Origin of the sequence: Robertmurraya sp. (genome assembly GCF_036676585.1) — a bacterium.
Taxonomy (GTDB): Bacteria; Bacillota; Bacilli; order Bacillales; family Cytobacillaceae; genus Robertmurraya_A.
Window position 1 is genome coordinate 15673 of record NZ_JAKFCQ010000036.1, and the last position, 13131, is coordinate 28803.

Genomic DNA, 13131 nt, shown 5'->3' on the forward strand with positions numbered 1-13131 from the left:
CATGGAAAAGAATGCGGTTACAATAGTAGGTAGTATCAATTATGACATTATCCTTAAGCAAAAACGACTTCCGGAAATTGGCGAGACCTTTACAGCAGATAGTGTAACTTTCTGTGGAGGTGGGAAGGGAGCCAATCAAGCAGTACAGTGCGCCAAGCTGGGACTTGAAAGTTATATGGTAGGTAAGGTTGGCAATGATCAATTTGGCTCTGAATTAATTGCAAATATGAAAAAGTATGGCTTGAATACTGACTATGTTTTCCAAGCTGATACAAACACTGGACTTGGCATTGTGAATGCAATTTCAGATGGAAGTGTGGTTGCAACCATAGCAAAAGGTGCTAATTACAGTATGACGATTGAAGACATCGATCAGGTGGAAAACTTATTTATGAAAAGCAAAATCGTTATTTTACAATTAGAAATTCCAAAACAAGTGGTGGAATATACCATTAAAAAGGCGAAAGAGTATAATTGCTATGTGATATTAAATGCTGCTCCTGCAAGTGAAATAGATGTTGATTGTTTAAAACTGGTGGATTGTCTAGTGGTTAACGAAACGGAAGCTAGTTTTTATGCTGGAGAGAGTGTGTCATCGCTAAGCGAGGCTGAAAAGGTTTGCGATAAGCTTTATCAATATACTAATAATCTGTTAATCATAACTCTTGGTGAAAAAGGCAGTATTATATATGATGGAAAGAAAACCATTCACATTCCTTGCAGAACAGTAGATGTAGTCGAAACAACAGGAGCAGGAGATTCTTATACTGGGGCATTAGCTTACGGACTTATGAATGAGTTGCCGATTGAGAAAATAGGAGAATTGGCTTCAATAGTTAGTTCAAGAACGGTTACCAAAATTGGCGCTCAAGATGCAATGCCAACACTATTAGAGTTAAACGAATATGTGTGATAAATTATGAAGTACAATCTTTAGTTCAACTATGAAACTTAACGAAATTTAATAAATATGTATCGAGGTATTAAATCATGATCCCTTATGTCAGAAGAGAAAAAATAATGGATGAATTAGAAAATAAACAAATCCTTTATATTGAAGATCTGTTGAAAATTTTTGATGGGGTCTCTGAATCTACCATTCGTAGAGATTTGAAAATCCTGGAAGACGAAAATTTTATTGTCCTTTTACGAGGTGGAGCAGTTAAATTAAAGCTGGATTCTCATGAAATTCCAGTAGGCACAAAGAAATTACTAAATAAAGAAAGTAAAGAAAGAATTGCAAAATTTGCTGCTTCTTTAGTAGAAGACGATGATGTGATATACATTGATTCAGGAACCACATGCTCAGCGATTGTAAAATACATTGTATCAAAAGGGATTAGAGTAGTTACTTCCAATATCCAGGTGTTGAGTGAGGTTAATGGTACTCACATAGAAAACATTACGATTGTAGGAGGAGAGGTTAATCGAAATTTGGATTCTATTTCAGGACCTCTCACTGACTCTTCTTTAAGAAACTTAAACTTTGATAAATCTTTTCTTGGCGCTAGTGGTTTTGGTTTAAATGTGGGTGTAAATACTCCCGACTTTCGAGAAGCTAGTAAGAAAAGTATTGTCAAAATGAACTCAAATAAATGCTATGTACTAGCCGACAGCTCAAAATTTAATAAAAATACTTTATGTAAGGCATTTGATATTCAAGATTGTTTACTCATTACAAATAAGCAGATTCCTGAACTTGATGGAACTACTGAATATTATGTTGTTGAATAACATGTACCAAATTAAATTTGACTAAAGGAAAACCCTTGCTTGTTATTTTCGCAAGGGTTTTCTTTTCGTATTTGGTGGTAGTACGCTCGAAATCCTGATCTCTATGTACCAGAGGGGATTTGTTGAACAATAAAAGTTAATTTATTCTTTTGAATGATGTTCGAAGAAGTAGAACTTTGGCTGGTATATAAAAGTTATTGAGTCAAATGGAGAACTGATTTAGTATTAAATCAAGCATATGTATAAGATTGAAATATAAATAAACAACTCTCCATTGGAAGGGAGTTCTTTTCTTTAATTTTCTTGTTTTCGAAAAAATGATAAAAGAAGGAAAAGTGGAAATGGTATTTAGAAAATTTATCCCACTAAATTTGCAGGAACCTTACAATCGTAATTTAATGATGAATGACCTTTTGGCTGGTTTTACGCTATTTGTCATGCTTGTTCCTCAAGGAATGGCCTATGCCATGCTGGCAGGTCTCCCACCTGTAATGGGGCTATATGCCTCGACACTTCCATTACTCATATATGCACTTTTTGCCTCTTCCCGACATCTTTCAGTTGGTCCAACAGCAATCACATCTTTATTAGTTTTTTCTGGTATCTCCGCAGTTGGGCAACCAGGGACATCTGAATATGTTACATTAGTTATTTTATTAGCATTAATGGTAGGTATTTTTCAATTTTTATTTGGTGTTTTAAAATTAGGCTTTATTGTTAGATTTATTTCCCCCTCTGTACTAGGAGGTTACACGTCCGCAGCTGCCATTATCATTGCATTGAGTCAATTAAAGCATTTGTTAGGTATTGATTTAGGGAATTACTTTCAAGTTCATCTATTAATTCACGATATGGTAAATAAAATTGGTGGTATACATGGGGTTACTTTATTAATTGGGGGAACTAGCATTGCTTTTTTAGTCTTACTAAAAAAAGTAAGTCCACGAGTTCCTGCAGCGTTATTGCTGATACTACTTTCTATAATTATTGTTTATTCTTTTGGTTTAAACAAAGAAGGGGTAAAGATTGTTGGAATGGTTCCAAGTGGTTTTCCATCACTTCTTTTTCCTACTATTACATTAGCAGCTGTTAAACAAATTATTCTACCTGCACTCACTGTCGCGTTACTTGGATTTATGGAATCTCTTGCAATAGGTAAATCTATTGCTGATAAAGAAAAGTATAAAATAAATCCTAACCGGGAATTAAAAGCTTTAGGGCTAGCAAATATCTTTGGTTCGTTTTTTCAAATATTACCGATAAATGGGAGCTTTTCTAGAAGTGCAGTCAACCACCAAAGTGGTGGGGCTACTCAAATGGTTTCCATTTTTACAGGAATGCTGATTCTGATTACACTCCTATTTTTCACATCCTATTTTTATTACCTACCTAACGCAGTATTAGCCGCAATCATTATGGTTGCGGTTTATAAGCTAATTGATTTAAAGCAATTTAAAAAATTAATCAAAATTAAACCCGTCGATGGTTGGAGTTGGTTAGTTACATTTCTAGCTACGCTTTTTGTAGGGATTCAATGGGGAATCTTAATTGGTGCTACTTTTAGTTTCTACCAATTATTAAGTAGAATGTTTAAATCAAGTATTATAGAAATTGGATATCTTGAAATGGAGAAAACGTTTCGGGATTTGAAAAGATTTCCCGAGGCTAAGACACTTGACGATGTAATTTTTTTAAGAATAGATTCTTCCCTACATTTTGCGAACGTATTTTACCTTGAAGAGAAAATAGGACATTTACTATTCCAAAGGTCAAAGGTGAATTTGGTAATATTAGATTTTTCAGGTGTTAATGATATGGATACAACTGCATGTAAATCGCTTGAAGAGTTCAAAGATCAACTAAAACAACAAAGTAATATCGAATTATATTTTGTTGGAATGAAAGGTTCTGTAAGAGATACTGCCTATAGAGCTGGCTGGGATAAAAAATATAAAAAGGAAATAGGTTATGTATCAATAGAAAAATTACTTGAAGAGATGAAGATAACATTCTCTTCTAATGGCAAAGGTGAAACAGAAACACCTTTTATCTATATGATTTAAGATGTCATACTAGTTAGTGTAAAGAAACACTACGCAAGGGTTTATTGTATGGAGCATAGGGGGCTTGAACCCCTGACTTTTAGTGGGAAATCTATTGAACAATTGAATAAAATATATTTAAAACAATTAAGTCTGACCGATCAAGGTTTTTAAGCATATTTTTAGACAATCTAAATCAATTAAAATCAATTAAAGAAATTAAGTCTGTGCACACATTGCTTATAATGTAAAAATAAAGTATCAAACAAAAAAATCGATAAATATAATTTAACTCAAGACGTATAGTAATTGTATGCTATAGTAATGGTTAAAAGTTCCTATGTAGTATTTGTTTTTTAAGGAGGGATGAAATGCAAACTTATCAATCTTCTACCACTTCTAAAATTGTAACAGTATCTGTTTTGAATCACACTACTCATTTGGAACATGCACACCGGGACATCGAATTAATCTATGTCATAAAAGGTCAGTTACAGGTGAAGATTAGTGGAACTGCATACAATTTAACTACTTCAGATTTAGTTCTAATAAATTCAAATGAATTTCATTCCTTTCAATCTAACCAGGATAATTTATTTGTTATTATACATTTTAATTATGATGAATTGACCACCTTACTCTCCCAAAGAAATTTAACTTTTTCTAGGGATTGTTCGATTCAAAATTCTACTAAAAGTGTATTTAAGGATGCTTTAGAAGAGCTATTAACAGTATATATGAAGCAAAACAACGGTACCGAGATAGAATTTTTAGAAAAAGCATACAAGGTGAGTTCACTTCTAACGTCAAAACTATTAAAGAAGAATGATAACAACAACTTGGAAAAAAACATCTCCCTAAAGGGACAAGATGAGAGACTAGCGGATATTTTGGATTATATTCAAAGTAATTTTAGAGAGCCATTATCACTTGATGAAGTGGCAGGCCTTTATTTCCTTTCAAGTCCTTATTTATCTAAGTTTTTCAAAAAACAAACGGGTAAGACCTTTTCTCAATACTTAAACGAAGTAAGATTGGCCCATTCTGTTAACGAATTATTGAATACGGATAAACCTATTACTCGGGTTGCCTTAGATAATGGCTTTCCTAATCTAACTGCATTCAATCGGGTATTCAATGAACAATATCAGATGAAGCCGGTGGAATATAGAAAACAAATGCAAGTTGATAAAAAAGAAGTAATTCCAATTGTAGAAATTGACCAAGATTCAAATGGTGAAGCATTAGTAGAATTACAAAATTATCTTAAAGATACAGCAAATAAAAGTCCTGCGCTGATAACTAAAACTGACCACCCAACAAAAACTGAAAATAAAGTAATAACGATTGAAAAGATAAACCCAATTGCAAAGTATTGGAATAAGTTAATCAATATTGGTTATGCAAAGGATATATTGAATTCAGATATGCAAGAGCACATTAAATTTTTGCAAAGTGAAATTGGATTTACTTATGCAAGGTTTTGGGGCATATTTGGAGACGACATGTTAGTAGAGGATCGTTCTGGAGGAAAATTATCTTATAACTTTACAAATACAAATAAATTATTAGATTTCCTTATTCAGAACAAACTAAAACCGTTTATAGAAATTGGACCCAAACCTAAGGTATTATCTAAGTCAATTGAAGAAAAAGTTGTAATTCATACGATAAGTAAAAAGACATCTGCGGAATGGAGAAATCTAACAAGATCTTTCTTATTACAGTGTGTGGAACGTTATGGTATTGAAGAAGTAGAGACCTGGTATTTCGAAATTTGGAGACACCCCGATTTATTTACAGCAGACCTTTCTAACGATAAAGAAATTGCTGAAAACCTAAGAAGATATAAAAAAACAGACCATGAAGATTTTGAAGGGTACTTTAGAATCTTTAATGGATTTAAAAGGACTGCTAATGAAATTGTCCCCTCAGTAAAAGTGGGAGGGTGCGGGTTAAGTATGGATATAGAGGGAGATCGGCTTGATTTGCTACTCCAACAATGGAAGCAACAAGAATACCAACCTGATTTTCTTTCCGTCTATCTATTCCCAATAGAAGTCTATAACAAGAATCAATTACCAATAAAGAATCTCCATTCGGGGAATCCTGAATTTGTAAAGAGTAAGCTAAATCAAGTAAGGAAATCGTTAAAAAAAATGGGTATGGAAGATTTGGAAATTAACGTTACGGAATGGAATATCTCTATTTCTAATCGAAACTTTTTAAATGATAGTTGTTTTAAAGCACCTTATATTGTTAAGAACATCGTTGACAACATAAGCGAAAATAAAATTAATATGATTGGATATTGGCTCTCATCCGATATTTTTAGTGATTTTAGAGATTCAAAAAGCTTTTTATATGGTGGAGCAGGGTTAGTAACCAAGAATGGAATACAAAAACCTAGTTATCATGCGTTTATGTTGTTAAATCAATTAGGAGAAGTGTTAGTTTCTAAAGGGGACAATTATATTGTCACAAAGAAATCAGGAGACAGGTATCAAATATTATGTTTTAACTATAAACATTTTAAGTACTCCTATTACTTATATCCTGAGGGGAGTACAGGGATTTATGATCAGTATGAGATCTTTGAAGATACAGAAGTAATTGATTGTTCATTAGAAATACAAGGAATAAAGAATGGAAAATACCGTATAAAAGAGACAAAACTTAATAGAACAAATGGAAGTGTACTCGACGAGTGGCTGAAATTTGGTGCTGTTGATGACATAAAACCCGATGAAGTTAAATATCTTAGACAAATTTGTATACCACATATGAAAGTGGAGCATGCGGTTGCAGAGGGACAATCTATTGTATTAAAAGCTCAGCTTGAACCACACGAGGTTAGACTTTTTGAAATTAACTTGTTATTTGATTAAAATGTGAGGTTAAAAATCATACGTTGATTTTTAACCTCTTTTTTTTTGTTATCTTTGGAAACCAAAATACATGAAGAATATAGACTAAGTTGATTAATAGGATGACAGAAGTAAATGATTTAAAAGAGTAAAATAAAAATGTAAGCGTAATCCAAAAGAAGACAACAAAACATAGAGATGGAAATAGGTGAGATTTATGCAATTAGGTATTATCGCTACACCAAATGAGGAGAGTTTTCAACGAGCACAGCAAAAAGGTTTGGGTTTTATAGAACTATGTGTAAATGATGGCCAAGACGTTAAAACATTTTATGAAAATAAGAATCAGTTACTTGATTGGAAAAATAAATATGAAATTAGTATAGGGTCAATTGGGAGATGGAAGTCACTTCGCATTGATAAAAACGGGGGAATTATTGAGGACGAACTCGAGAGGTGTTATCGATTAATTGATGTAGCTAGTGAACTAGATTGTCCTAATTTTGTTAGTGGCTGTAATTATGTTGATGAAATATCTTACTTTGAAAATTGCTCAGCAGCTATAAAGTTTTTTTCACTACTTATTGATTACGCAAAACCAAAGGGTGTGAAAATATCAACTTACAATTGTCGTAAAGTAAATTTTGTTCACAATCCAGAGACATGGAAGTTGGTTCATGGTCATTTAAAAGAATTAGGGATTAAATTTGACCCTTCCCATAGTAGATATTTCGGAGGAGATTATTTGCAGGAAACCCTAGATTGGGGTGAGCGTTTTAATCATGTTCATCTTAAGGGATCGTTAATAGTTAATGGACAAAGAGTAGACGATCCACCAGCAGGACTAGATCAAACGGATTGGAAAACGTTTATTTCCCTATTAAGAGTAAAAGGGTATACAGGTGGACTAAGTATCGAACCACACTCACCAATATGGACAGGAGAATTAGGCGAAAAAGGAATTGATTACACAATAAATTATATGAGAAAGCTAGCGTTCTCATAAGAAATTTTAGGAGGAGAAAGGATATGACAACAAAGAAATTAAGATATGGATTAATAGGTGCAGGTAGTAATGCAGAGAGAAAACATCTAAGTAATTATGCTTCTCTTCCTAATGTTGAGGTAGTTGCTATTTGCGACATAAATATTGAGAGTGCAAGGCGACTAGCGGGTAAGTATGGAATAAAGGGTGTTTATAGTAATTATATGGAGATGTTAAACAATGAAGAGTTAGATCTTGTCAGTGTTTGTACTCCGAACTTTCTACACGCTGAGATATCTATTCATGCGCTTTTAAGTAGTGTGAATGTGCATTGTGAAAAGCCATTAGCCATGAATGCAAACGAGGCAAAAAGAATTGTAGAAGCAAGAAACAAGTCTGGAAAAAAACTAATGGTGGGCTTAAATAACAGATTTACAAATGAAGCAGTATTCTTAAAAAGGTTTATAGACGAAGGACATCTTGGAGATATTTATCATGCAAAAGCAGGTTGGAAAAGAAGAAGCGGGATACCGGGAAGAGGGACGTGGTTTACCAATAAGGAATATTCTGGTGGAGGAGTAATGATAGACTTAGGTGTCCATTATCTTGACCTGGCTTTATTTCTAATGGGGAATCCAGAGCCTCATTATATTACTGGATCAACCTATCAGAACTTTGATCAAACAACCACACGTAATAGAAACGGTTATAAAGGAGATCCTAACGGAGTGTTTAATGTAGAAGATTCTGCTATAGGCTTTATAGGATTAGAAAATAAGTCAACAGTAGATTTTGAGTTTAGTTGGGCATCGAATATTGAGAATGATATGACTTATATAGAGTTACTCGGGTCAAAAGGTGGTGCTTCCATCATCAATGGGGAATTAAAAATCTATTCTGAAATACTTGATACTTGTATTGATATTACACCTAAACTGAATTCGAATATTAAGTTACTAAATGAGTTTGAGCATTTTGTTCATGCCATTTTATATAATGAAGAGCTCATACCACCTGCTGAACATGGTGTGTACATGATGGATATTATTGATCATTTCTACGAAGCTTCGAGACTACAAAAACCTGTTTTGTTTGACGAAAGTAACAAAAAAACTTTAGTGCTTTCTTAAATTTTAAAAGGTGGAGAACAAATGAAAAAATTAATCGGTATTGATTTAGGAGGCACCACAGTTAAATTTGCAATCTTAACTGAAGATGGTGAAGTACAGCAAAAATGGAGTATTGAAACAGATATTCAAGACAATGGGAAAAATATTGTTCTAAGTATTATAGAATCGATTAAAAACAGACTACAGCTATACGGACTATCATCTAGTGATTTTTTAGGTATTGGAATGGGTTCACCAGGAACAGTTGATCGTAAAGAAGGAACCGTTATCGGAGCGTACAATTTAAATTGGAGTTCATTACAACCTGTAAGAAAGTTAATCGAAACAGGTACAAATATACCATTCTTTATTGATAATGATGCAAATGTAGCCGCATTAGGAGAGCAGTGGAAAGGTGCTGGAGAGGGCGGATTAGATGTTGTTTTTGTCACATTAGGAACTGGGGTTGGTGGAGGAGTAATCGCAGACGGTCGGTTAATTCATGGAATTAAGGGAGCGGCAGGTGAAATTGGGCATATGATTGTTGATGAAGACGGATATCACTGTACTTGTGGTAATCAAGGGTGCTTAGAAACAGTTGCAAGCGCGACAGGGATTGTCCGTTTAACAAGAGATTTTTCAGAAAAATATGCGGGTGAATCAGAGCTGAAATGGCTTATTGACGATGGGCAAGAAGTAACTGCAAAAACAGTATTTGATCTGGCCAAAAAAGGGGATAGGTTGGCCATCACTGTGTTAGATAAAGTTTATTATTACTTAGGTTTAGCTTGTAGCAACATTGCTAATCTATTAAATCCCGAGACGATTGTTATTGGTGGTGGAGTATCTGCAGCTGGGGAGGTATTAATTAAAGGAATTGAAGGGTATTTTATGAAGTTTGCTTTCCCACAAGTTAGAACTAGTACAAAAATTAAACTGGCGAAGTTAGGTAATGACGCTGGAGTAATTGGAGCAGCATCATTAGTTAAACAACAATAATTTAGAGAGGGTGGTAAATAAATGTCAGTAGAACATGTCATTGCGATTGTAGGATTTGGTGGAATGGGGAGCCAGCATGGGAAAATTTTAAGCGGAATAAGTCGAATAAAAGTGGCTGGTATTTATGACATATTAGAAACTAGACAGCAATTTGCTATAGATAAAGGTTTCTATGTATATAAAAGTTATGAAGAAATTCTACAGGACAGCACAGTGAATACCGTATTGATAGCTACACCTAATGATAGCCATAGGGATATTGCGATTGCCGCTTTAAAAGCAGGAAAACATGTAATATGTGAAAAACCCGTCACTTTAAATAGTAGACAACTAGAGGAAATTATAGAGACTGCTGAAACTTACAATAAAGTTTTTGTGGTTCATCAGAATAGACGTTGGGATGAAGATTATTTAGTAATGAAGAAATTATATGACGAAGGTATTTTAGGAGATGTTTTCCATCTAGAAACACGTGTTCAAGGTTCTCGAGGAATTCCTGGTGATTGGCGTCATCAAAAGGAATTTGGTGGGGGAATGATGCTGGATTGGGGTGTTCATTTAATTGATAGATTACTTATCATGATAAAAGAGAAGATTACTAGCTTGCAATGTAAAATGAGTTATGTACTAGGGAATGATGTGGACGATGGATTTAGACTAACAATCAATTTCGAAAGTGGAAAAACGGCTTTCGTAGAGGTCGGGACGTGCAACTACATTACTCTACCTAAATGGTATATGTGCGGTACAACTGGGACGGCTATTATAGAAGACTGGGAAATGAATGGTCAAGTAATTACCTTGAAAACATTTAATGATAAAGATGCCACTCCAATTGAGGCTGGTGCAGGGTTAACAAAGACAATGGCCCCTCGAGAATTAGATACGGTTAACACGAATCCAATTCCTCGGTTTGATACAGATGTTCGTGAATTCTATCATAATTTTATTGACGTAACCGAAGGAAAAGGAGAAATTCTTGTGAAAAATGAAGAAGTATTACGGGTAATGAAAGTAATTGAAGCCGCATTTTTATCCGATGAATTAAACCAGGTAGTATTATTTGATTAATAACAAAAAGGTTAATGGTCGTTGATCATTAACCTTTTTATTTCAGGAAAATTTGTAATAGGATAAAATTTTAATGGTTATTTTTAACCTAGTAATCCTATTAAAAAAAATAAACGGAAATTTGACGAAATTCTGCATCTCCTTAGTTAAATAATGAAAAGGAATACATTATAAATCACGATATGATAAGTATGTAAGCGAAATCAATACCTAAATAATAGGGTGTTATGATTATATATACAGGAGGAAAAAATAATGGGTAAATTAAGAATTGGTATTATCGGTTGTGGTGGTATTGCAAATCAAAAACACTTTCCAGCATTATCAAAGTTAAAAGATAAGGTAGAACTAGTCGCTTTTTGTGATATAGAGTTAGATAGAGCTAAAAAGGCTGCCAAAGAATATGGAACGGAAGATGCATTTGTTTGTGAGGACTATAAAGAGCTACTGAAGGATAAAAGTATCGATGTCATTCATGTGTTAACTCCAAATATTTCTCACTCTTACATTACTATTGATTCATTAGAAGCTGGTAAGCATGTTATGTGTGAAAAACCAATGGCCATTAACTATGAGGAAGGAAAAAAGATGTTGGATGCAGCCAAGCGTACAGGGAAGAAACTTACGGTTGCATATCAAAATCGTTTCCGTGCTGACTCATTAGCTACTTACTCTGCTTGCCGCAATAACGAACTTGGAGATATTTACATGGCTAAGGCTCACGCTGTAAGACGTCGTGGTGTACCAACTTGGGGGGTATTTCCTGATAAAGAAAAACAAGGTGGTGGACCATTAATTGATATTGGTACACATGCACTTGACCTAACATTATGGTTTATGGACAACTACAAACCAAAAAGTGTGTTTGGGTCAACTTATCAAAAACTTAAGGATAAGCCAGAAGGAAATATGTTTGGACCTTGGGATCCAGAAACATTTGAAACAGAAGATTCTGCTTTTGGTTTTATTAAGATGGAGAATGGAGCAACTATTTATTTAGAAGCCTCATGGGCCTTGAACATGATCAACCCAAAAGAAGCACAAGTGACACTTTGTGGTACAGAAGGTGGAGCTGAAATGTTTGGTAAAGCTTTTATGGATCAAGGCTATGTAGTATTCAATAAGGCAGCTCATGGCCAACTTGTGCAAACACAACCATCCGATGCAGGCGGAGTATTTGGATTCTCAGGTGCTACGTTAGAACAGCGTGATGCAGAAGCTGTGCAATGGATTGACTGCATCTTAAATGATACCGAACCTTTAGTTAAGCCAGAACAAGCATTAGTCGTAACACAAATCTTAGAAGCAATTTATAAATCAGCCGAAACAGGAAAAGTTATCGAGCTTTCATAATTAGATAAAGAAGGAGGATAGCCATGAAACTAGGATTTAATAGTGCCATTCTTGATGAATGTACATTTGAAGAAGTAATCGATTTCGCATCAGAAAATGGCTTTACGTGTGTAGAGTTATGTGCTTGGCCAAAAGGAAAAGCAGTAAGAAAATATGCTGGGGTTACCCATATTGATGTAGACAATTTAGATGTTGATTATATTAGAAGTTATACAGAGTCAAAGGGAATTGAAATATCTGCAATTGCATACTATCCGAATGCACTCGACTCTGATCAAGAGAAAAGTAATTATTATGTAGCTCATATAAAAAAATGTATTGAAGCAGCCAAAAAGCTAAATGTTAATTTAGTAAATACATTTATTGGTAGAGATCAGCATAAGACAGTTGATGAAAATTTAACAAGAATGGTGGAAGTATGGAAGCCATTAGTCGAGTTTGCAGAGGAACTCGGTGTAAAAATTGCTATAGAGAATTGCCCGATGTTATTTACTCATGATGAATGGCCAGGTGGGCAAAATCTATTGACCACTCCAGCCATTTTTAGAAAAGCATTTGAGTTAATTCCAAATGAAAACTTTGGACTGAATTTTGACCCTTCGCATTTTGTTTGGCAACAAATGGACTATGTTCAACCTATCTATGAGTTTAAGGATCGAATGTTCCATATTCACTTTAAAGATATAAAAGTATATAAAGATCACCTAAATGATGTAGGGATTATGGCTACACCTCTTCAATATATTTCACCTAAACTGCCTGGACTTGGGGATGTGGATTGGGGTAAATATGTGTCAGCACTAACAGACATTCAATATCGAGGATATGCGGTTATAGAGGTTGAGGACAAGTCTTTTGAGGATTCACTAAACTCAAAGAAAGATTCTATCAAAATTAGTAGAAACTACTTAAAACAATTTTTCGCTTAATAAGTGAAATTATCTGAAAGCTTGTATAAAAAGACAGGAGGT

10 protein-coding genes are annotated in these 13131 nt (G+C 34.2%); all 10 read left to right on the top strand.

What is annotated here, in order from left to right; all coding sequences use genetic code 11:
* The first annotated feature begins 1 nt into the window (after position 1).
* The gene (locus tag ACGLXV_RS04255; protein WP_391557646.1) at positions 2 to 913 is read left to right on the top strand and encodes a ribokinase; all 912 of its coding nucleotides are present in this window, start codon (positions 2 to 4) and stop codon (positions 911 to 913) included.
* A gap of 77 nt (positions 914 to 990) precedes the next feature.
* Positions 991 to 1734 (top strand): DeoR/GlpR family DNA-binding transcription regulator, encoded by a 744-nt coding sequence (locus ACGLXV_RS04260; RefSeq protein WP_391557647.1) that lies wholly within the window; start codon positions 991 to 993, stop codon positions 1732 to 1734.
* Positions 1735 to 2075: 341 nt separating this feature from the next.
* Positions 2076 to 3797 carry a SulP family inorganic anion transporter gene (locus ACGLXV_RS04265; protein ID WP_391557672.1) on the top strand — a complete coding sequence of 574 codons (1722 nt, stop codon included), beginning with the start codon at positions 2076 to 2078 and terminating at the stop codon, positions 3795 to 3797.
* Between the two features lie 350 nt (positions 3798 to 4147).
* Positions 4148 to 6664, top strand: a complete 2517-nt coding sequence (locus tag ACGLXV_RS04270) for a GH39 family glycosyl hydrolase (protein ID WP_391557648.1) — start codon at positions 4148 to 4150, stop codon at positions 6662 to 6664.
* Positions 6665 to 6860: 196 nt separating this feature from the next.
* Positions 6861 to 7649 carry a sugar phosphate isomerase/epimerase family protein gene (locus tag ACGLXV_RS04275; protein WP_391557649.1) on the top strand — a complete coding sequence of 263 codons (789 nt, stop codon included), beginning with the start codon at positions 6861 to 6863 and terminating at the stop codon, positions 7647 to 7649.
* A 23-nt stretch (positions 7650 to 7672) separates the two neighbouring features.
* Positions 7673 to 8758: a Gfo/Idh/MocA family protein gene (locus tag ACGLXV_RS04280; protein WP_391557650.1), complete on the top strand. Its 1086-nt coding sequence runs from the start codon at positions 7673 to 7675 to the stop codon at positions 8756 to 8758.
* A gap of 21 nt (positions 8759 to 8779) precedes the next feature.
* Entirely contained in the window at positions 8780 to 9736 is a 957-nt protein-coding gene (locus tag ACGLXV_RS04285; RefSeq protein WP_391557651.1) for an ROK family glucokinase, read from the top strand.
* 21 nt (positions 9737 to 9757) lie between these two features.
* A complete protein-coding gene (locus tag ACGLXV_RS04290) occupies positions 9758 to 10807 on the top strand; it encodes a Gfo/Idh/MocA family protein (RefSeq protein WP_391557652.1) in 1050 nt (349 codons plus the stop codon).
* A 255-nt stretch (positions 10808 to 11062) separates the two neighbouring features.
* Positions 11063 to 12160 (top strand): Gfo/Idh/MocA family protein, encoded by a 1098-nt coding sequence (locus ACGLXV_RS04295; protein ID WP_391557653.1) that lies wholly within the window; start codon positions 11063 to 11065, stop codon positions 12158 to 12160.
* 23 nt (positions 12161 to 12183) lie between these two features.
* Positions 12184 to 13089 carry a sugar phosphate isomerase/epimerase family protein gene (locus ACGLXV_RS04300; protein WP_391557654.1) on the top strand — a complete coding sequence of 302 codons (906 nt, stop codon included), beginning with the start codon at positions 12184 to 12186 and terminating at the stop codon, positions 13087 to 13089.
* Positions 13090 to 13131 lie beyond the last annotated feature (42 nt).

What these genes read in the sequence shown, in the direction of transcription:
- ACGLXV_RS04255 (WP_391557646.1), top strand. Translation starts at nt 2, where the DNA reads ATGGAAAAGAATGCGGTTACAATAGTAGGTAGTATCAATTATGACATT.
- ACGLXV_RS04285 (WP_391557651.1), top strand. Translation starts at nt 8,780, where the DNA reads ATGAAAAAATTAATCGGTATTGATTTAGGAGGCACCACAGTTAAATTT.
- ACGLXV_RS04280 (WP_391557650.1), top strand. Translation starts at nt 7,673, where the DNA reads ATGACAACAAAGAAATTAAGATATGGATTAATAGGTGCAGGTAGTAAT.
- ACGLXV_RS04300 (WP_391557654.1), top strand. Translation starts at nt 12,184, where the DNA reads ATGAAACTAGGATTTAATAGTGCCATTCTTGATGAATGTACATTTGAA.
- ACGLXV_RS04265 (WP_391557672.1), top strand. Translation starts at nt 2,076, where the DNA reads ATGGTATTTAGAAAATTTATCCCACTAAATTTGCAGGAACCTTACAAT.
- ACGLXV_RS04270 (WP_391557648.1), top strand. Translation starts at nt 4,148, where the DNA reads ATGCAAACTTATCAATCTTCTACCACTTCTAAAATTGTAACAGTATCT.
- ACGLXV_RS04290 (WP_391557652.1), top strand. Translation starts at nt 9,758, where the DNA reads ATGTCAGTAGAACATGTCATTGCGATTGTAGGATTTGGTGGAATGGGG.
- ACGLXV_RS04275 (WP_391557649.1), top strand. Translation starts at nt 6,861, where the DNA reads ATGCAATTAGGTATTATCGCTACACCAAATGAGGAGAGTTTTCAACGA.
- ACGLXV_RS04295 (WP_391557653.1), top strand. Translation starts at nt 11,063, where the DNA reads ATGGGTAAATTAAGAATTGGTATTATCGGTTGTGGTGGTATTGCAAAT.
- ACGLXV_RS04260 (WP_391557647.1), top strand. Translation starts at nt 991, where the DNA reads ATGATCCCTTATGTCAGAAGAGAAAAAATAATGGATGAATTAGAAAAT.